Raw genomic sequence first — 19,942 nt, forward strand, 5'->3', positions numbered from 1 at the left:
GGGTTTCAATTTTCAATTTTCAATTATTCTTTATATTTGCCTTTGAATTTTAAAAACAATAAACATTATGTTACCGAAGTTTCTCATCGCAGACAATTCACAGGAAGCAGCTGATCTTTTGTATGTTGTACATACAGAAAAACCTCGTTGTATTATACAGTGCGATATGGACGGCTTCTATAGTAATCAACGTATTTACTGGATTGACGAAGAGCCTCTTTGCATTGATGATGTAGAAAGTCTATTGGAAGAAGCAGAAGATTTCTTTGAAAAAGAACTGGATAACCAAGAAGACCTATACGATGAAGAAGAAAATTAAATAAAAGCGCGGCCTTGCCGTGCTTTTTATTTAATTTAACAATTAATCGCATACTATTTCACAATTCATTCGTACATTACGAAACTATTACTAACCTTTCAAATTTGAAATTTATGTATACAAAGAATGATATTAAACAATTTAGACACCGGGGCATCAAACTCGTACAAATTGATAAACAAATCGAAAATTTCAAGAAAGGTTTCGAATTTGTCAAACTTCAAGATGCCGCCACTCTTCGGAACGGAATAAAAAGTTTAACAGAAGAAGAGGGAAACAACTATATTTCAATCTTTGAGAACAAAAGAGATTCTCTCGATATGGTTAAAATGGTTCCGGCTTCCGGTTCCGCCTCGCGGATGTTTAAAACCTTAAATACATTCTATAATACATACACGGGAAGTGATGAAGATTACCTGAACTTCCGGCAAAACAAAGAGCCGGGAACCATGTTCTCTTTTTTTGAGAAACTAAAGGAATTTCCATTTTACCCTCATCTGAAGGAAGCCCTTTATAAAGACATGTTGGATGTTGATAAGCTCTTGTGGAAAAATCAATTCTCTGAAATATTAGAGTACCTGTTGACAGAAAAAGGATTAAATTACAATTCAACCCCCAAGGGTCTTATTGATTTTCATATCTATCAGGATCATATCCGAACCGCTTTGGAAGAACACCTCGTGGAGGCTGCATTATATTGTAACAACGGGAAAACAGCCAATCTGCACTTTACGGTTTCCGAAGAACATCTCAACAAATTCAAGGCGCTGTTAAAGAACATTCTAAAGGATTACCAAAAAGAATATAACATAAAATACAAGATATCTTTCTCCATTCAAAAACCTTCCACGGATACAATCAGTCTGGATTCAAACGGAAATATTTTACGTGATGCTCAAGGAAACATTGTTTTCCGGCCGGGAGGACACGGAGCTCTGATCCATAACCTGAATGATTTGAAAGAAGAGTTGATCTTTATTAAAAATATTGATAACGTAACTCCGGACAGAAATAAAGCCGACACGATTAAATATAAAAAGATTTTAGCCGGCCTATTGCTCGATGTTCAGGAAAAAGTATTCAGCTACCTGAAGATTCTGAATAAAAACAGAAATAACCTGACGGAAGAAAAATTGAGTGAGATCGAAAATTTCATCAGCGAGAATCTCGGGTACAAACAACGGGAAGGATTTGCATTTTCCACACCTAAAGAGCGAATCAAATACCTGAAACATTTACTGGATCGTCCCATCCGCGTATGTGGAATGGTTAAAAATGAAGGTGAACCCGGAGGAGGACCTTTCTGGGTCGGTGATGACACGGGGAGTCGCCTGATGATTTTGGAAAGTGCCCAAATCGATCTGAAGGATAAGGAACAGAAAAAAATATTTTCAAAAGCGACTCATTTTAATCCGGTAGATATTGTATGCAGTACTTATAATTACCGTGGAAAGAAATTTGACTTACGGGAATTCATCGATGCTACACAAGGTTTCATCTCCAAAAAATCTTACGAAGGTCAAGAAATTGAGGTTCAGGAATTACCCGGACTTTGGAATGGAGCTATGGCAAACTGGAACACACTTTTTGTCGAAGTCCCCTTGTCAACTTTTACTCCGGTAAAAACGGTATTTGACTTGCTACGCTTTGAACATCGCAACGTATTTAGCGTATAAGCGGAAAAACATTTTTAATTTAAACATATGCAAAAAAGAAATTATCTATTACTTGTCCTGCGGGGATGTGCGATGGGTGCGGCAGATGTTATCCCGGGAGTATCCGGAGGTACCATTGCCTTTATTACCGGAATATACGAAGAATTAATCGACTCTATTCGTTCCGTCAACTTACAGGCCTTACGACTTCTGTTTACTTTCAGATGGCAAGAGTTATGGAAACATATAAACGGTAATTTTTTATTTTCCGTGGTTGCCGGAATAGCCATATCCATATTCTCTTTAGCCAAATTAATGAAATTCCTGTTAGAAACATATCCTATTCACGTCTGGTCTTTCTTCTTCGGGCTAATCATAGCCTCCGCTTTCTTAGTTTTCAAAGAAGTTAAAAACTGGAACGTATTTACCGTACTCTCTTTACTGGCAGGAGGTATTATGGCCTATACAATCACGGTACTTAGCCCAACCACGACACCGGAGACTTGGTGGTTTATCCTATTTTCAGGAGCCATTGCCATTTGTGCCATGATCCTGCCTGGAATATCCGGAGCCTTTATTCTACTTCTACTCGGGAAATACGAGTATATCATTACCGCCGTTAGTAATTTTAATATCGGTATATTACTTGTTTTCTTAGTAGGAGCTGTTTCCGGATTAATTGCATTTTCTCATTTACTTTCATGGCTATTAAAGAATTATCATGGACTGACCGTTGCTTTATTAACCGGATTCATGATCGGATCATTAAATAAAATATGGCCTTGGAAAATCAACAATCCGGAATTCATCAACGGAGAGATGTTTGAAACGGAAAAAAATGTTCTACCTCATACTTTCGAACAAATGCAGGCAAGCGATCCTTATACATGGCAAGCCATACTCATGTGTCTTATCGGATTTTTACTGATTTGGGGGATTGAAAAAATGGCAGTAGCGTTAAAAAAATAACATAGAACAGACGACCCCATGCGTCTTCGAATAAGGTCGTCTATTCTTCTGTTTCCGAATAAAAAGATATACTTAACAAAGTCTGATCATCAGATTGTATGGCTTCCGCCACAAACTCATTGACATCGATTAGTATGGCTTCGACCATTCCTTTCGAAGAGAAAGAAGCATGATTTCGAATCGTTTCCAATAGCCGTTCTTTCGAATAAAGCTTATGATCCGCATTCTCTGCTTCCGTAATTCCATCCGTATACAGCAACATCTTTGCTCCCCGTTCCCACAAGCAACTATACTCCTTATACTCGTACTCCTTCAATATACCCAAAGGAAGACTCGGCTCCATCTCCATAATTTGAACCGAATGGTCCGGTCGGATCATAACAGGTAAAGAGTGGCCCGCATTACAATAGTTAAACTTTCCGGTTTTCAAATGAAGTATTCCAACAAAAAAAGTGACAAATCGATCCGACTGCCCCGAACGTAACAATCCCTGATTGATAAAATTCGTCACATATTGAGGCTCGAAATTCGAAAAAGAGATAGAACGCATTAAGCTCAATGTCGTCGCCATTAATAAAGAAGCCGGTACTCCCTTTCCCGACACATCTCCTATCGCAAAACAAAGCTCGTCTTCAACCACAATATAGTCATAAAAATCACCTCCGACCTGCCGGGCAGGATTCAAAACGGCATAAAGTTCCACTCCTTCCCATTTGGGACAGGGAACAACCGGTTTAGGCAGTAATCCCATTTGAATATCATGAGCGATACGTAATTCACTCTCTATTTTCTCTTTTGCTGAAGTAGTCTGCTGTAAACGCTCGATAAACATCGTCAATTGCTGCTGCATGTATTCAAACGAATCCCGCAATTCTTCCATCTCATCCTTCGAACGAATGACAGGCAAAGGCGTATCAAATTTTCCTAAAGCAATCGTCCGGGCAGATTGAGCAAAATCTTTCAACGGAGCCGTCAAACGTCTTATCGTTCCGGAACTTATGATGTAAAGCATCAATATAATAATCAAAAAAGCCACCCACAAAATAACATTAAACTGAAAAAACTCATGATAGATCTCTTGATAGGGACAAACAACTGCCATATACCACTCGGTCGCATTCAGAGGCATATAATAAACATAGGAATCGATATCGTTATCCAGCATCCGCATCTTCCCTTTTTTACCTGCCGCAAGCCACTTGGCAACCGACATTGCCGTCGTATCGGACATTGCTTCCGCCACATCGAAAATAGTCCGTTCCACCATATTCTTCTCCCTCTTATGAACAATATAATTCCCTAAGCTATCGATAACAATAGCATAACTACCCGGATATGGTTTAATAGAATCTACCAGATCGGTCAACCAATTCGTCGACAAATCGACAGAAAAAATACCGATAAAGTGACTCTTCTTATCATACATCGGAACAGAATAAGTGGACGTAATTACATCATTATCCCCAAACTCCCGGTAAGGCTGACTCCATCGCGATATGCCAAACTTCTTCGAACGGGCATACCATTTCTTTTCAAAATAGTTATAAGCTGCATCTCCCAACTGGACAGTCACCACCGAATCTCGGCTCATGTAAGAATAAGGAGCAAAATAATATCCTTTAGACTTGAAATAGTTCGGCTCAAAAGCAATAGCGCAACCAAAAACTTCATCGTTGTTTTCCACCACCCGGCGAGTTATACTAAAAATAGAATCCGCATCCAAGAAACCATTGGATATCATCCAAGCCATATTCTTCGGAATCTTCTCCACCCCGCGTAAAAGAGTAGTCAACCGCAAATCCGATTTATCTGCAATATTCCATATACGCTCGTCTACATCCCGTTCCAGCTTCAATATGGCATAGTGATAAAAAATACTAAACATAACAATCGCTAAAACGGTCATAGAGGCTATCAAATAAAAACTCAACTTAGCCGAAAATGACCTCTCTATACGTTTAAACATGATTTCTGTGATTAATTGGTCGAAATTAATTAATTCCCTCAAGAAAACAGGTATTTGACTCTACTTTTTTACTTTTACGTCTTATCGGACTCTTGAAAATAGTTATCAGGTAAAACAAGATAAAAATTTGCTCTTGTTAAATAATAATGCTACATTAGCACCCAAATGAATATTGAAAACGTTTTAAATAACGCGTGATGTATCGTCCGTCAGAGTATTATTTCGTATTAGCTTACATCGTAGGCGTTCTTAAATTGTTCGGAGGGCTATAAGCCGAATGTCCCATTGTCTCACGATCGCGTATCGTGAAACTATTTTTTCATTATAAAAATCAACAAAAAACTTAATATCATAATCTTATCACTATGCAAAAACAACTATTATTAGGTGTTGAAGCTATTGCACAAGGTGCTATAGACGGAGGAATTTCCGGAGTATATGCTTACCCGGGAACCCCATCAACAGAGATCACTGAGTACATTCAAGAATCCAAACAGGCTATTGCCCGTAACGTTCATAGAATGTGGTCCGCTAACGAAAAAACAGCGATGGAGGCAGCTTTGGGTATGTCCTATGCCGGTAAAAGAGTATTGGTTTGCATGAAACACGTGGGGATGAATGTTGCTGCCGATTGTTTCATGAACTCGGCTATTACCGGAGCAAACGGCGGAATGGTGATCACAGCAGCCGACGATCCGTCCATGCACTCTTCACAAAACGAACAAGATTCCCGTGCTTATGGAAAGTTTGCTCTTATTCCCATGTTAGAACCGTCTAACCAACAGGAAGCCTACGAGATGACCCGCTACGGTTTCGAACTTTCCGAAAAAATGGGAACTCCCGTAATGATGCGTATCACGACCCGTTTGGCTCACTCGCGTGCCGGAGTCGAGACTCAAGAAGCTACAAAGGAAAACGAGATGCACCTACCGGAAGATAAACGTCAATTCGTGCTATTACCTGCTATCGCAAAAAAAAGATATAAGATTCTATTAGAAAAGCAAACTGCTTTCGAAGAGGAATCTGACCGTTCGGTTTTCAACCGCTACGTAGACGGGAGCGACAAATCCATGGGGATCATCGCTTGTGGTATCGGCTATAATTATCTGATGGAAGTATTTAAAGGGAAATGCCCTTATCCGGTAGTAAAGGTAAGCCAATATCCGCTCCCCAGAAAAATGATTACCCGCCTGGCTGAAAGTTGTGAAAAACTTTTGGTAATTGAAGAGGGATATCCTATCGTGGAAGAAGTATTAAAAGGATATCTGGAAAAAGAAGAAGTACACGGACGATTGGACGGCACTCTTCCCCGTGACGGAGAATTGAATCCGGATTGGATCGCCAAAGCTTTCGGAATATCTGTAACGGAAGGAGCTCCCGTACCGGAAATCGTAGCTCCTCGCCCACCTGCTTTATGCGTAGGCTGTAGCCACCGGGATGTATACAATGCGTTAAATGCAGTCGTAGCCGAATATCCCAACGCACGTGTTTTCTCTGATATCGGGTGTTATACCTTAGGAGCACTCCCTCCCTTCCAAGCCATTAACTCTTGCGTAGATATGGGTGCTTCCATTACGATGGCCAAAGGTGCCGCAGATGCCGGGTTATACCCTGCCGTATCTGTTATCGGAGACTCTACTTTTACCCACTCCGGTATGACCGGTCTTTTGGATGCCGTAAACGAAAAATCCAATATTACCATTATCATTTCAGATAACGAGTCTATCTCTATGACCGGAGGACAAGAATCTTCCGCCTTAGGACATCTCGAAGCCATCTGTCGCGGTATCGGAGTAGAGCCAGAACATATTCGGGTTTTACTTCCTGTTCCGAAAAATCACGATGAACTTTGTAAAATTATCCGCGATGAAATAGAATACAAAGGTGTATCCGTAATCATTCCGAGAAGAGTTTGTATCCAGAAAGCTTCCCGCGACGCTAAGAAAAAGAAAAAATAAAAGATTAACGGATCAATTGGAAAATCCACTTTAAAATTAAAAATTATGAAGACAGATATCATATTAGCCGGTGTAGGAGGACAAGGTATATTGTCAATCGCAGCCGCTTTAGGTTCCGCAGCTCTCACCAACAACTTGTACATGAAACAAGCCGAAACCCACGGAATGAGTCAACGAGGCGGAGATGTTCAATCTTACATGAGAATTTCGGATCAACCGATTTTCTCAGACCTGATTGCCAAAGGAAGTGCCGATATCATTCTTTCGGTTGAACCCATGGAGGCTTTACGTTACTTGCCTTACTTAAAACAAGGCGGATACGTGGTGACCAACTCCACACCGTTTATTAATATTCCGAATTACCCGGATACCGAAGAGTTGATGAAAACATTGAAGGCATTACCTCACCAGGTAATCATCGATGCCGATACCATCGCAAAAGAATCGGCAGGAAACGTAAGGGCCAGTAATTTTGTTATGTTAGGAGCCGCATCTCCTTTTATCGAAATTCCTTTCGAGTACCTCGAAAAAGGAATTGCCGCTATTTTCGAACGAAAAGGAGCCGAAGTCGTAGAAATGAATCTAAAAGCCTTACGTGCCGGAAGAGCATTCGCACAAAATTATATCAAATAAAAGATAAGTCATCCTTAAAAGAGGTCAGCCGAGAGACTGACCTCTTTTATTTCAAGCGTTTTACAACGTAACAAATTAAAAACACTCCCAAGAAACATAGTACTATGGCTGCTCCCGAGGGAATCTCAAGAAAGGCGGAGAAAAAAAGCCCCATGATAGACCCCAAACAACTAATTAAGGTAGAGAGTATCAATTGTTGTTGAAAATTTTTATAAAACATACCTCCTATAGCCTGTGGCATGGTCAGATAAGAAATCACAAGAATAATCCCCGCCAATTTCATGCACAATACGATACAAAGAGCAATTAAGGCCGTAATCCCGATCTCTATCCAAGAAAGAGCAACATAATGAGTCCGACTATACTCTTTATCAAAAGCGATATAAAAAAGCGGACGATAAAATTTCATAAAAAAGAGAAGAATCATTACACAAAGCAACAAGGCCATCATAAGTTGACTCCCCGTGATGGTTAATATGTTGCCGAAAAGATAAGAAAGGAGGTTAGGGGCATAACCCGGAGTCAGGTAAATAAACAATACTCCTATAGCCATTCCGGCCGACCAAAATATACCGATCAAAGAATCTTCTTTGAAACGCTTATTATCAGACAGATATAAAATACCAAAAGCCGCAATCAAAGCAAACACGGCAGCTCCGAAAAGAGGGGAAATTCCCAAAAAATAAGCTAATCCCAATCCTCCGAACGAGGCATGTGTAATCCCCCCGCTAATAAAAACCATCCGCTTCGCCACGATATAAGTACCTATCAGTCCACAACTTATCCCGATCAATATCGTTCCGATCAGAGCATTCTGAAAAAAACCGTATTCTAATAAATCAAACATCTTCTAATTTTAAATTTACAATTGTAGATTTTAGGTTCTAAAAATATGATATTTTTATGATTATTAATAAGTTGTATTTCATATCATTCCCCATTTCTAATTTTTACTCCCCGTCTTTCTCGTGTTTTAATAACACCCGATGAGGCACCGTCCCGTGAGAAATCAATTCGATCGGACAATTATACAATTTCAATTGTTCTTGGGAAATCAGATTCGATTCATGATAATGTAAACCTCTATTCACACAAGCAATCGTTTTCACGTAAGAACATATCATCCCTAAATCATGAGAAACCATCACGATACTCATTTTTTTATTCAACTCTTCCAACAGTCCATAGAATTCCTTTTCGAAATTCGTGTCGACATAGGTTGAAGGCTCATCCAATATCAGGATTTTAGGTGACGAAATAATGGCCCGGCATAAAAAAACACGTTGCATCTGTCCACCCGATAAGTCGCCGATCGGAGTTTTCCGGTATCCCCCCATTCCATAAGTTTCCAATAATTCGTCTACCTTCAAACGATCCTCTTTCGAATAAGATTTCCATATCCCTTTTTCCGACATAAGTCCCGATAGTACCACCTCCTCCACGTTAATCGGGAAACGGGTATCAAAACGACTATTTTGCGGCAAATAGCCAAACAAAGATTGTTTGGACGTATGATAAATGATCTCTCCGGAAAGCGGCTTTATTAAACCCAAAATGACCTTTAACAAGGTGGTCTTTCCCCCTCCGTTCGGACCGATGATACCGATAAAATCGTTCTTACGAATTGTCAAATTCACACCCTTCAGAACCGCATGTCCCTCATATCCGGCATTTATTCCTTTCAATTCCAGTATATCATCCATATTAATCCATTTTTTGATCGATTATCTTCAATAAGGAATTCATCTCACCCTTCCAATCCACATTCAAAGGATCTATGGGAATCACCTCCCCTCCGATCTCCGTCGCAATAGCACGGGCATTAGCCTCATCAAACTGACTCTGGATAAAAACGACCCGGACTCCCTTTTCCCGGCTACGATCTATAATCATCTTCACGTGAACCGGATTAGGCTCCTTACCCTCATCCTCTATTGCGATTTGTTCCATTCCGTAATCCCGGGCAAAATAAGTTAAAGCCGGGTGGTAGATCAAAAATAATTTATGTCGTTTGGGCAAAATAATCCGACGAGCTTCCCGATCGATACTATCTATCTCCTGCATAAAACGATCGCAATTTTCAGAAAAGAGACTCTTTTCCTCCGGGAACCTATCGATCAATACATCCCGTATGGTTTGAGCCATCTGTTTGGCATAAGCCGGCGACATCCAAATATGCGGGTCCAGACTTTCCAGCTCCCCATGCCGATGCGTGGGAAGCTCCTTTTCCGGTAGCTCGATCGCATCTGCATGTTTTATCAATAAAATATCCTTTTTATCTTTCAATAAAGAATAGATATGGGTAAGTTCGAACGGCAAATACCCGACAGCAAAATAAATAGAACTATTATTCAGCATTTTCAACTGCTCGGATGTTAAATCGCTGACGGCAGGATTAGCCCCGGGCGGAATCATTACGTTCACTCGTACAAAGTCTCCCGCAATGCGCTCTACAAAATATTTCTGCGGCAATATGCTCACACTAACATTTTTAGATTTATCCCGCTTTGTTCCGCAAGCGACAATACAAAACGCCAACACTATTCCCCAAATCCATTTCATATTATTCCGGGTATACCGTATTTTTTTCTTCAATCACATCTAAGACCTCCGTCAAGTATCTGGCTGCTTCATATTTTGCCATAGGTAAATTATGTAACAGATAATTTCCACAATCCTTAGGTGCCGCTCCCGGAATCTCTCCTTCAAAATCCCGAATAAAACGGAACGTTTCACGCATCAGCTCCACTATGTCTTGAGAATCCAAATCCCCTTTTACCAAGAAATAGTTTCCGGTACAACACCCCATCGGACCCCAGAAAATAATTCTATCTTTCCATTGCGGATCATTTCTGAGGTAAGTTGCCGCCAAATGTTCAATGGTATGCAACTCTCCTTGCCCCAATACCGGTTCCCGGTTCGGCTCTTTCATTCGGATATCGAAAGTCGTAATCACCTCGTTTCCGACTACATCTTTTCGAGAAACATATATTCCCCTTAACAGGCGAATATGATCTATAGTAAAACTTGGTATCTTTTCCATTATTTTTCAATTTTACATCCTTGCTTCATTTTCCCGACACGCGCAATCAACTCTTTCAGTATCAAAAAAGAGCGTTTGGGAGCTTCTTCCCAAAAATTCCGATATTGTCCGGAATGATTCTCTACTCCCGGAGTATCACTGATAATACGGTAACTTAAAAAAGGAATATCCATCAAATAACAGACCTGAGCGATAGAACAGGATTCCATGTCCACGGCCAAACCCTCCGGAAATCTCTTTTTTATTTTAGCTAAAGCCGCCTGATCCGTAATAAACTGATCCCCGCTACAAATCAACCCGCCATACACCTGTCCTTCGTGAGGAATATCCAACGCAATCCGGTAGAGTTCCCTATCCGAAATAAAGCGAGCCGGTAATCCTTGTATCTGCCCGTATTCATTTCCTTCTCCACACCAAACATCATGATACACCATCTGCTCTCCGACCACAATATCCATCACCCGGGCAAGCGGATCAATTCCTCCGGCTACCCCGGTATTGATAATGACATCCGGGGCATACTCCCGAATTAACAGAACCGTTCCTACGGCCGAACATACTTTACCGATTCCGGACTTGACCAAAATAACCCGGCACCCCTCTACCTGTCCTTCCAAATAACATATTCCGCGATCCTCTCTCTCTTGCTTTTCCGTTAAAAGCGACTTGACCAGTTCGTATTCCGAACTCATGGCCACAATGACTCCTATCGTCTTCATATTACACCTGAAAAAAAGGGTTATACCTCTTTTCCGCTCCGATCGTGGTCTCTCTTCCATGTCCCGGAATAACCCGTACATCGTCGGGTAAAACAAACAATTTCGCACGGATTCCATCCAATAATTCCGCCATATCGCCACCCGGCAAATCTGCCCGTCCGACACTTCCCTCAAACAATACATCTCCGGCAATCAACAATTTATCCTGTTCACTATAAAAGCAAACGCCACCGGGAGAATGGCCCGGTACATGAATTACACGCAACTCCGAATGACCGAAACGTATTACCTGACCGTCTTTTAGTGGCTCTCCCAATGCTGGTGGAGGTGTGATTCCTCTCACGCCCAACATAGCCGCATACTCTTCCGCATTCTCCACCCAAAAAGCATCTGCCGGATGAGCTTGTGCCGACAAATCGTATTCATCCAACATAAAACCGTTCCCGAAAATATGATCTATATGTAAATGGGTATTCAACAACGCAACCGGTGTCAAATGACGATCCGCTATAAAATCCTTCACCCGTTGACGTTCCTCCTTCGAGAAACATCCGCAATCTATCACCACGGCCTCTCCCGTTTCGTCATATAATATAACCGTGTTCTCCTGCCACGGATTATTTACAAATACCTTTATTTCCATCTTTCTCCATTTTATTATTCTACAAAGATAATACGATTTGCGACTTAAAACGGACGATAATTCGATGAAAATCGAAAAATTATATAACAAAGAATCATCCCGCATCGCTTAAGCACAACTAAGGACGATTCAAAGAAAAAATAAATTATCTAATTAAATTTGAGTTCCTCCTCCATGATGACATCATCCGTAGGTTCTTCTGCCGAAAAATCAAATCGGCGCAAAACAATCGAGTCTCGTCCTAAACCGGTAGTATCAATCACATAAATCCGATTCCTCCAGTTATCTAAAGAACCGACTCGGGGGGAAGTCAACAACCATTTTTCATCATAATACGAGATACTATCCAAAAAAGAGCGGGATTTGATTAATGTATCATTTAAATAATCTTCCCGCATATTGGTATAGCGAACAAAAGTACATTCTAAACCAAATGTATCCTTAAAACAGAACCAATAAGTAGTATGTTGTCTACAACTGTCATATTCCTCAACATATCGAATATTCACCGAATTTTTCCCGATCAAAACATACACCGGAATACTCCCTTCCTCTTTACTTTGCAGCAAAAGCAAAGGGGAAAAGAAAATAACCATTACAAATAACTTTATCATACTATTTTTACTTTACTCTTTACACCATCCACTTATCAACAAATAATTATATTTATTATACATCTTTCTATATCTATCAATCAATTCCGAATCGATATAATCGTTATATATTACAGGAGGAATTCCATTTATAGCCACTCCCATATAAAGATCTTTGCGTTCCTCTTCCGTAACATCACTTAAATAAGCCCAAAATTTATCATATTCATGATCTTTATGGGCAAGTTCCAATACCATATGATCCAAATATACACACAAGAATTTACATGCACAATTATTAACTATAACTTAAAAATAAAAAGAATATTACACGTGTTATTTTCATAAAAAATCCTCCCCGGTCTGTTATTGCAAACCAGGGAGGATTTTTTGAAATCATTTTCGGTATTAAGGTCTTAACGTGTCGAATCCTTTACCGTAAACGCCCATAACCGTATTCATGGTTAGAAAAGCATCCGGATCGACCTGTTTGGTCACCCGCATAATATTTTGCATTTCGTTTTTACGGACCACAACTACCAGCATTTTCCGGGCCGATCCCGTGTACCATCCCAAACAATCCAAAACGGTTACCCCTCGTTTCAGATCATGGGTAATAGAGTTAGCCACCTCCTCGTATTTATCCGAAAAAATAAGGAATTGCACGGATTGCATCTGCCCGGTAAATACCATATCGATGGTATAGGAGACCACTCCCATGACCACATAACCGTATATGATATCCTGGAAACTACCCTCGATAAAATAGCTGCAACCGATGATTACCACATCGATATACATGATGATCTTACCCGGACTGATATTCCGGTATTTATTGATGATCATGGCTATGATATCCGTTCCGGCCGTACTTCCCCCGTTAACCAAAGAAATCCCGATCCCAGCACCACACATGATACCGGAGATAATGGCACACATGAAACGGTCTTCCAAGAGAGGTTCCCGGATATAACTCTGCAGTATTCCCAACAAAAAGGAACTCATGAATATCGCGTAGATCGTCTTAATCCCAAACTTGGGACCCAATATCTTCATGGCAATAGCCACCAGAAGGAAATTAATAACGAAGTAGCTGACACCGATAGGAATCACCTCATTCGATAAAAAATAAATAATCGTAGCTATACCCGTCACCCCACCTCCGACAATCTTTTGAGGAGCTAAAAAGGCAGTCACGGCAAAAGCATACATCATCAAACCTATCGTAATCAATACATACGCCCTGACTTCCGATAAAACTTTCTTTTTCGACAACATTTAGTTTTAATTTTAAAGTACAAATTACGATTTACAATCACCGAAAAAACATCGGCATTGTAAATCGTACAATTCATTATTATCAAGTAATTAACTATTCTGTTTTGCCCAGGTATCTTTTAATCCCACGGTGCGGTTAAACACCAATTGTCCCGGCCGGGAATCCTTGTCCACACAAAAATACCCCAATCGCTGGAACTGAAAACGATCCCCTTCCTTTACCTCTTTCAAGCTCGGTTCCAATTTACAACGGGTAAGAACCTTTAAAGAGTTTTCATTCAAAAATTCTTTAAAATCGATATCTTTATGTCCGGCAGGATCCGGATCTTTGAACAAACGATCGTACAAGCGCACTTCCGCATCAATGGCATCCGTCGCGGAAACCCAATGCAAGGTCCCCTTCACTTTCCGGTTGCTATTGATCCCGCTGCCACTCCGCGTATCCGGATCATACGTACAATGAACGGTCGTTATATTACCCTCCGCATCTTTCTCTACGCTTTCACATTTCACGATATAAGCCCCCTTCAAACGAACCTCGTTTCCGATCGTCATCCGGAAAAACTTCTTCGGAGCATCCTCCATAAAATCATCCCGCTCGATATAAAGCTCACCGGAGAAAGGAACAGCCCGTGTTCCAGCACTTTCGTCTTCCGGATTATTTTCGATCTCCACGTATTCGGTTTGTCCTTGAGGATAATTATCGATAACCACTTTTACCGGGTCCAATACGGCCATTACACGCGGAGCCACCTTATTCAAATGTTCCCGTATACAAAATTCCAGCAAGGCCATATCCACAACAATTTCCCGACGAGCAACACCGACCTTTTCTGCAAAATTACGAATGGATTCGGGAGTGTAACCCGCCCGACGTAAACCGGAAATTGTCGGCATCCGGGGATCGTCCCATCCGGCAACGATTCCCTTTTGTACCAACTCTAACAGACGACGTTTACTCATTACCGTATAACTTAAATTACGACGGGCAAATTCGATCTGCCGAGGGCGGTCTACGGTATCGATCAACTGATCCAAAAACCAATTGTATAATGGTCTATGCACTTCAAATTCCAAGGTACATATGGAATGAGTGATTCCTTCCAGATAATCGCTTTGCCCGTGAGTAAAATCATACATAGGATAAATACACCACCGGTCTCCGGTACGATGATGAGCCACATGCATAATACGATACATGATCGGATCACGCATCAGCATATTAGAAGAAGCCATATCTATTTTAGCCCGTAACACTCTCTCTCCGGCCTGAAATTCCCCGCTTTTCATTCTCCGGAATAAATCCAAATTTTCTTCCGGTGTCCGGTCCCGGTAAGGACTATTAACTCCCGATTCGGTAGGTGTCATCCGCTGAGCACTAATCACTTCTGCCGGTTGATCATCCACGTAAGCTTTTCCCTCCATAATCATCTTTTCCGCCCAATCATACAATTGTTGGAAATAATCAGAAGCGTAATGAGGCTCTCCTTCCCATTGAAATCCCAACCACCGGATATCCCCCAATATCGAATCGATATACTCCACATCTTCCTTCGACGGATTGGTATCATCGAAACGCAAATTACATTTCCCGTTGTATTTTGCAGCCAAACCGAAGTTCAAGCAAATCGACGTTGCATGGCCGATATGCAAATAACCGTTAGGTTCCGGCGGGAAACGCGTATGTACCCGTCCTCCGTTCTTGCCCTCTGCCAACTCCTCTTCTATGATCTGTTCTATGAAATTCAATGATTTCACTTCATTCTCTTCTTCTGATACGAGATGATTCTTATCCATACTAAAATTATTTAACATACGAGTCGCAAAGGTAATTAATTTATGAGAGTTTTAAAAGTTTCTGTATATTTGCAGGCCATGAAAAAATTATTTTACATCATCATATTTTGTCTAAGCTCTATCATGTCGTTGGCTCAGAGCGATTACGACTACGGCAACGAGGATGAAAGAGATCCCCGGGACAGGAGAATGGAACAAGATTCCGTAGAAAAGCCTAATGTCAAACATTACCGTATGACGTGGAAATGGATGCATAACGGTGTTTATAAAAAAATAATTCCTCTGGATACCCTCACGGATGGAGTCCAAAACTTCAATCCTATATTCAAACAAAGTGTCTCCAATACCTACCTGGGTAATTTACCTTCGGCTTACGAATCCAATATTTTTATCAACCGGATCGAAAGCGAGGATTTTTTCCCGTTGAACCGGGTAAGAGCTTACATTTTTAAACCGGAAGACGCCTTGGAGTACAATACGACAACTCCTTTTACTCAGCTCAATTACTTTAACGGCGGAGGCCGTACCAAATCGGAAGACCTTCTGGATGTATGGCACGTCCAAAATATTCGTCCTTATTGGAGTGCCGGATTCCGCTACAATATCATATCGGGACTTGGAGCTTACTCTTACCAAAAATCCAAAACCTATAATCTCTCGTTCTTTTCTTCTTACGAACTAAAACGGGTAGCCATATCTTTTTTCATCAACCAGAATGTCGGCCATTATACCGAGAACGGAGGAATTCAGGATCTCTACTTTTTACGGGACACGACCTTGGATTCACAATTGATCCCGACGAATCTTGTCAGCGAACCTCGAAATAATTTTTACAATTTCAATCTTTATGCTTTAGGCCAATACAATATCGGAAAGGGAAAAGAAATCATTATCCAACGGGACTCCGCCCGTACGGACACCACAATTGTCTACCCGATGAAAGCGGTGCTATCTTTTAATGTTCAAGATAATCAATACAAATTTAAAGAGAAATCCGTAGAAACGTCTTTTTTCCCGAACACCTACATAGACAGCATGTCCAATGCGGACATAGTCAATAATAAACGGTTTGAAATTACCACTAAACTCATCGTGAACGAACACCCCAAATATAAATATTTGCCAGGTATATATGCCGGACTTAATTTCAAATACCTGGATTATCACCAACGAATCAACATAGATCAGGACACGACAACAACCGATTTCGGAAGCAGTAAATACACGGGAACTTATTTGACAGCCGGAACTTTTAATGTAGACACAAACTCTCTGTTCAATTTCGATATATGGGCAGCCTACTGTTTATTCGGAGACTATAATATGGATTATAGCCTACAAGGAGAGATCACACAATACCTGAACCGGGGAAAAAATTCGTCGGTAACGGTTAATGCTTCATTAGAAAACAAAACCCCCAATCCCTTTTATGAACTTTACATGGGAAATCATAACGTCTGGAAAAATAACTTCGGAAAAATTCATTCCTACCGACTGCAAGGAAAATATAATAATATTCGGCGCCGCACGGAAATAGGAATCGCTTTAAACAATACCAAAGGTTACATCTACTTGGATACAGCAGCCATGCCCCGGCAATACGACGGGAACTTAATGGTATTCACGGCTTGGGTAAAACAAAATTTCAAGTTAGGCAATTTCTATTTTGATCAAAAGGTCTATTATCAGGTCAGCAACAAAGAAGAGATACTTGCACTCCCTCAGATTTCCCTATACTCCCACAACTATTATCAAAACCGTTTATTTAAACGGGTATTGGGTTTACAATTCGGTATTGATATTTTTTACACGACCAAATTCTATGCAGATGCCTATATGCCCTCCATCATGCAATTTTACAACCAAAGGAAAGAGAAAATCGGTAATTACCCCAAGATGGACGTATTCCTCACGTTAAATATAAAGCGGGCGGATATCTTTGTCAAATACGATCATTTCAATGAATTCTTCGGCAACCGGAACTACCTTTCAGCTGCCAATTACGCAATCGGTCCGGCTACAGTAAAATTCGGTTTGAGGTGGAATTTCTTTGACTAATTTGATAATTTACAGATCATTTCCTATATTTGTTGTATGTACGTTATAAAAAAGATTACATACATACTGTTTTTCTTATGCTGCTTAAATGCCTGCAAAGCAAAACAAGAGGAACCTTTTGTATTTCCCAAACCGGGTTTATTGGAAGAAATCACGAAACGAGGCGTATTAAATGTCTGTACTTACTATAACACGACCGATTACTATGTTTACAAAGGCGTCACAAAAGGTTTTCATTACGAACTCGTCAAAGATTTTGCCGATTACCTCGGAGTAAAGCTACATGTTGAGGTAAACTCGGATATGGAAGAGTGCATTCAGGAATTAAACGAAGGGAAATACGACCTGATCGCCATGAGTCTCTCTGTCTCTGAAAACCGAAAGAAAAAAATCCTCTTCACGAACCCTTTCTTCAAAACCCATAGCGTACTCGTGCAAAATAAAAAACGAAAGGAACATATCGATTCGCTATCGCAACTGTCGGGCAAAGATATTTATATCCAAAAAGGTACTTTCTATGAAGAATTCTTACAACAGCTAAAGGACTCATTACACTTGGAATTCAACATTTCTCCCTTAACGGAAGCAACATACGAAGACATTCTGGTCATGGTAGAAAATAACGAAGTGGAATTTACCGTCACAGACCACAATATAGCCAAAATAGCTGCGCATTACATGCCCTATCTGGATTACAGCCTGCACTTATCCGACGAATTTCCCATTGCTTGGGGGACGGCATTAAACGGTATTCTCCTTACCGAAGAACTAAACGCGTGGTTAAACAACATTAAAAAAAGCGGCAAATTCAATGTTCTATACAACCGATATTTCAATAGTAGCTATGTGACATCCCTGCATAACTCCAAATACTACAAATTAAAAAACGGAAAGATATCCAGTTTTGATCCCATCATAAAAAAAGCGGCCCGGACAATGGGCTGGGATTGGCGATTACTGGCTGCCATCATTTTCCAGGAGTCCAAATTTGATCCGGAAGCGGTCTCATGGCTGGGAGCCGTAGGGTTAATGCAGGTCATGCCGGAAACAGCGCTCTCTCTCGGCATTGAAGATTATACCGATCCGAAAGATAATATTCGAGCAGGAACAACTTACCTTAAACGCTTGGAAAAAATATTTTCTAAATACCCGTTGACAAAAGAAGATCAGATTAAATTTACGTTAGCAGCCTATAATGCAGGCCCCGGACATGTCATAGATGCTATGAAATTAGCCGAGGCATATAATAAAGATCCATACATCTGGAATAATAATGTCGATTATTTTCTACTCCATAAGTCCAATCCCGAATTTTATCGGGATACATTAATCCAGCATGGGTATTGTGACGGCAGACAAGCCTATGATTTTGTAAATAATATCCTCGAAAATTATTCTCATTACAAGAACACGATTCCGGAATAAAATTGAAACTCAGCCAAATTTAACAAAACTCGTTGTACGAATTATTGATTTGCATATCTTTTTTTCATACCTTCGCATTTAGAACTTGTCATATTTTTATAATTATAGGAATAATATGCCTTACAGAAGATTACCCAATACGGATGCAGCCAGGATACGTGCTTTGGAAACAGCATTGAAGAACGAAGCATCTTCGGATTTTAACGATTTGCCTTTTTCTCCTTCGTTGAAACAAAAAATAGAGTTCTTTTTACCCAAATTCAAAACGGCTATTACCAATTCACAAGTGGCAAGAGACAAACAAAACGTCAATAGCCGAAAATACGCGGAATACACCAGAAAGGCAAAGTTATACATATCCCATTTTTTACAAGTATTGAATTTTACCATTGCCCGCGGAGAATTAAAACCCTCGTCCCGAACTTTTTACGGGTTAGACGAGAACAATTCAAAACTCCCTCCTTTGATTAGCGAACAAGATTTATTGGAATGGGGAGCCAAGATAATCAACGGAGAACAGGAACGGACTCGCAACGGAGGAGGTAATCCCGTCTATAGCCCCTCTATCGCTTTAGTAAAAGTCAATTATGAAAACTTTAAGCAGGGATATGCTTCTCAAAAACAATTTCAACAGAACTCGGCACGTTGTTGCGCAGAAGTAGCTCAATTCCGTAGCGAAGCGGACGAATACATTCTGACTTTATGGAATGAGATAGAAGATTATTACATGGAAATAGAAGACGAGGAAGAGCGCCGTAAAAAATGTGAATACTACGGTTTAATATATGTCTTTCGACGAGGAGAAAAAGAGAAGATTAAAAGACAGAAAGAAGCTGAACGCATTACATTAAAATTGCCTTTTTGAATAAACAAAAAGGCAATTTTA

Annotated in this window: 19 protein-coding genes; 8 read left to right on the forward strand and 11 right to left on the reverse strand. The window is 40.4% G+C overall.

Features of this window, described 5'->3' with window-relative positions; genetic code table 11:
* Positions 1-166: 166 nt before the first annotated feature.
* The 3 genes from QZR76_RS04030 to QZR76_RS04040 all read left to right on the forward strand — a co-directional run bounded on the left by QZR76_RS04030 (position 167) and on the right by QZR76_RS04040 (position 2,943).
* Positions 167-319, forward strand: coding sequence for a hypothetical protein (locus tag QZR76_RS04030; protein ID WP_294140629.1), 153 nt, complete (start codon positions 167-169; stop codon positions 317-319).
* Between the two features lie 113 nt (positions 320-432).
* Entirely contained in the window at positions 433-1,995 is a 1,563-nt protein-coding gene (locus tag QZR76_RS04035) for a DUF4301 family protein (RefSeq protein WP_294140631.1), read from the forward strand.
* Between the two features lie 27 nt (positions 1,996-2,022).
* Complete coding sequence (locus QZR76_RS04040; RefSeq protein ID WP_294140633.1) at positions 2,023-2,943, forward strand: DUF368 domain-containing protein; 921 nt, start codon at positions 2,023-2,025, stop codon at positions 2,941-2,943.
* Between the two features lie 40 nt (positions 2,944-2,983).
* On the opposite strand, the gene QZR76_RS04045 is transcribed toward QZR76_RS04040, so the two are convergent.
* The gene (locus QZR76_RS04045; protein WP_294140635.1) at positions 2,984-4,909 is read right to left on the reverse strand and encodes a SpoIIE family protein phosphatase; all 1,926 of its coding nucleotides are present in this window, start codon (positions 4,907-4,909) and stop codon (positions 2,984-2,986) included.
* Between the two features lie 365 nt (positions 4,910-5,274).
* Here QZR76_RS04045 and QZR76_RS04050 point away from each other — a divergent pair, with 365 nt between their 5' ends.
* Both QZR76_RS04050 and QZR76_RS04055 read left to right on the forward strand, forming a co-directional pair.
* The gene (locus QZR76_RS04050) at positions 5,275-6,867 is read left to right on the forward strand and encodes a thiamine pyrophosphate-dependent enzyme (RefSeq protein WP_294140637.1); all 1,593 of its coding nucleotides are present in this window, start codon (positions 5,275-5,277) and stop codon (positions 6,865-6,867) included.
* Between the two features lie 45 nt (positions 6,868-6,912).
* A complete protein-coding gene (locus tag QZR76_RS04055) occupies positions 6,913-7,500 on the forward strand; it encodes an indolepyruvate oxidoreductase subunit beta (RefSeq protein WP_294140639.1) in 588 nt (195 codons plus the stop codon).
* 46 nt (positions 7,501-7,546) lie between these two features.
* On the opposite strand, the gene QZR76_RS04060 is transcribed toward QZR76_RS04055, so the two are convergent.
* From QZR76_RS04060 to QZR76_RS04105, 10 genes are all read right to left on the reverse strand, one after another.
* Positions 7,547-8,347, reverse strand: a complete 801-nt coding sequence (locus QZR76_RS04060) for a metal ABC transporter permease (protein WP_294140641.1) — start codon at positions 8,345-8,347, stop codon at positions 7,547-7,549.
* Between the two features lie 103 nt (positions 8,348-8,450).
* Positions 8,451-9,203, reverse strand: a complete 753-nt coding sequence (locus tag QZR76_RS04065) for an ABC transporter ATP-binding protein (protein ID WP_294140643.1) — start codon at positions 9,201-9,203, stop codon at positions 8,451-8,453.
* A 1-nt stretch (position 9,204) separates the two neighbouring features.
* A complete protein-coding gene (locus QZR76_RS04070; RefSeq protein ID WP_294140646.1) occupies positions 9,205-10,062 on the reverse strand; it encodes a zinc ABC transporter substrate-binding protein in 858 nt (285 codons plus the stop codon).
* Position 10,063: 1 nt separating this feature from the next.
* A complete protein-coding gene (locus QZR76_RS04075; protein ID WP_294140648.1) occupies positions 10,064-10,543 on the reverse strand; it encodes an S-ribosylhomocysteine lyase in 480 nt (159 codons plus the stop codon).
* Positions 10,543-11,262 (reverse strand): 5'-methylthioadenosine/adenosylhomocysteine nucleosidase, encoded by a 720-nt coding sequence (locus QZR76_RS04080; RefSeq protein ID WP_294140651.1) that lies wholly within the window; start codon positions 11,260-11,262, stop codon positions 10,543-10,545. Before QZR76_RS04080 ends, QZR76_RS04075 begins: the two co-directional genes overlap by 1 nt.
* Position 11,263: 1 nt before the next feature.
* On the reverse strand, positions 11,264-11,905 hold the full coding sequence (locus tag QZR76_RS04085) for an MBL fold metallo-hydrolase (protein ID WP_294140653.1): 642 nt from the start codon (positions 11,903-11,905) through the stop codon (positions 11,264-11,266).
* A gap of 149 nt (positions 11,906-12,054) precedes the next feature.
* Entirely contained in the window at positions 12,055-12,519 is a 465-nt protein-coding gene (locus QZR76_RS04090; protein WP_294140655.1) for a hypothetical protein, read from the reverse strand.
* A gap of 12 nt (positions 12,520-12,531) precedes the next feature.
* Positions 12,532-12,756 carry a hypothetical protein gene (locus QZR76_RS04095; RefSeq protein ID WP_294140657.1) on the reverse strand — a complete coding sequence of 75 codons (225 nt, stop codon included), beginning with the start codon at positions 12,754-12,756 and terminating at the stop codon, positions 12,532-12,534.
* Between the two features lie 150 nt (positions 12,757-12,906).
* Complete coding sequence (locus tag QZR76_RS04100) at positions 12,907-13,776, reverse strand: YitT family protein (protein ID WP_294140659.1); 870 nt, start codon at positions 13,774-13,776, stop codon at positions 12,907-12,909.
* Between the two features lie 90 nt (positions 13,777-13,866).
* Positions 13,867-15,573 (reverse strand): glutamine--tRNA ligase/YqeY domain fusion protein, encoded by a 1,707-nt coding sequence (locus QZR76_RS04105; protein WP_294140660.1) that lies wholly within the window; start codon positions 15,571-15,573, stop codon positions 13,867-13,869.
* 78 nt (positions 15,574-15,651) lie between these two features.
* On the opposite strand from QZR76_RS04105, the gene QZR76_RS04110 reads away from it, so the two are divergent.
* The 3 genes from QZR76_RS04110 (at position 15,652) to QZR76_RS04120 (ending at position 19,921) form a co-directional block, all read left to right on the forward strand.
* Complete coding sequence (locus QZR76_RS04110) at positions 15,652-17,631, forward strand: putative porin (RefSeq protein WP_294140661.1); 1,980 nt, start codon at positions 15,652-15,654, stop codon at positions 17,629-17,631.
* A gap of 36 nt (positions 17,632-17,667) precedes the next feature.
* Positions 17,668-19,056, forward strand: coding sequence for a transporter substrate-binding domain-containing protein (locus QZR76_RS04115; RefSeq protein ID WP_294140662.1), 1,389 nt, complete (start codon positions 17,668-17,670; stop codon positions 19,054-19,056).
* Between the two features lie 115 nt (positions 19,057-19,171).
* Complete coding sequence (locus QZR76_RS04120; protein WP_294140664.1) at positions 19,172-19,921, forward strand: hypothetical protein; 750 nt, start codon at positions 19,172-19,174, stop codon at positions 19,919-19,921.
* Positions 19,922-19,942: the final 21 nt, after the last annotated feature.

It is taken from the genome of uncultured Sanguibacteroides sp., assembly GCF_900543425.1.
Taxonomy (GTDB): Bacteria; Bacteroidota; Bacteroidia; order Bacteroidales; family Marinifilaceae; genus Gabonibacter.

Excerpts from the sequence above, each read along its gene's own strand:
- QZR76_RS04040 (WP_294140633.1), top strand. The coding sequence starts at position 2,023 with ATGCAAAAAAGAAATTATCTATTACTTGTCCTGCGGGGATGTGCGATG.
- QZR76_RS04065 (WP_294140643.1), bottom strand. The coding sequence starts at position 9,203 with ATGGATGATATACTGGAATTGAAAGGAATAAATGCCGGATATGAGGGA.
- QZR76_RS04050 (WP_294140637.1), top strand. The coding sequence starts at position 5,275 with ATGCAAAAACAACTATTATTAGGTGTTGAAGCTATTGCACAAGGTGCT.
- QZR76_RS04110 (WP_294140661.1), top strand. The coding sequence starts at position 15,652 with ATGAAAAAATTATTTTACATCATCATATTTTGTCTAAGCTCTATCATG.
- QZR76_RS04115 (WP_294140662.1), top strand. The coding sequence starts at position 17,668 with ATGTACGTTATAAAAAAGATTACATACATACTGTTTTTCTTATGCTGC.
- QZR76_RS04080 (WP_294140651.1), bottom strand. The coding sequence starts at position 11,262 with ATGAAGACGATAGGAGTCATTGTGGCCATGAGTTCGGAATACGAACTG.
- QZR76_RS04085 (WP_294140653.1), bottom strand. The coding sequence starts at position 11,905 with ATGGAAATAAAGGTATTTGTAAATAATCCGTGGCAGGAGAACACGGTT.
- QZR76_RS04060 (WP_294140641.1), bottom strand. The coding sequence starts at position 8,347 with ATGTTTGATTTATTAGAATACGGTTTTTTTCAGAATGCTCTGATCGGA.
- QZR76_RS04100 (WP_294140659.1), bottom strand. The coding sequence starts at position 13,776 with ATGTTGTCGAAAAAGAAAGTTTTATCGGAAGTCAGGGCGTATGTATTG.
- QZR76_RS04120 (WP_294140664.1), top strand. The coding sequence starts at position 19,172 with ATGCCTTACAGAAGATTACCCAATACGGATGCAGCCAGGATACGTGCT.
- QZR76_RS04105 (WP_294140660.1), bottom strand. The coding sequence starts at position 15,573 with ATGGATAAGAATCATCTCGTATCAGAAGAAGAGAATGAAGTGAAATCA.
- QZR76_RS04035 (WP_294140631.1), top strand. The coding sequence starts at position 433 with ATGTATACAAAGAATGATATTAAACAATTTAGACACCGGGGCATCAAA.
- QZR76_RS04045 (WP_294140635.1), bottom strand. The coding sequence starts at position 4,909 with ATGTTTAAACGTATAGAGAGGTCATTTTCGGCTAAGTTGAGTTTTTAT.
- QZR76_RS04030 (WP_294140629.1), top strand. The coding sequence starts at position 167 with ATGGACGGCTTCTATAGTAATCAACGTATTTACTGGATTGACGAAGAG.
- QZR76_RS04070 (WP_294140646.1), bottom strand. The coding sequence starts at position 10,062 with ATGAAATGGATTTGGGGAATAGTGTTGGCGTTTTGTATTGTCGCTTGC.
- QZR76_RS04075 (WP_294140648.1), bottom strand. The coding sequence starts at position 10,543 with ATGGAAAAGATACCAAGTTTTACTATAGATCATATTCGCCTGTTAAGG.
- QZR76_RS04095 (WP_294140657.1), bottom strand. The coding sequence starts at position 12,756 with ATGGTATTGGAACTTGCCCATAAAGATCATGAATATGATAAATTTTGG.
- QZR76_RS04055 (WP_294140639.1), top strand. The coding sequence starts at position 6,913 with ATGAAGACAGATATCATATTAGCCGGTGTAGGAGGACAAGGTATATTG.
- QZR76_RS04090 (WP_294140655.1), bottom strand. The coding sequence starts at position 12,519 with ATGATAAAGTTATTTGTAATGGTTATTTTCTTTTCCCCTTTGCTTTTG.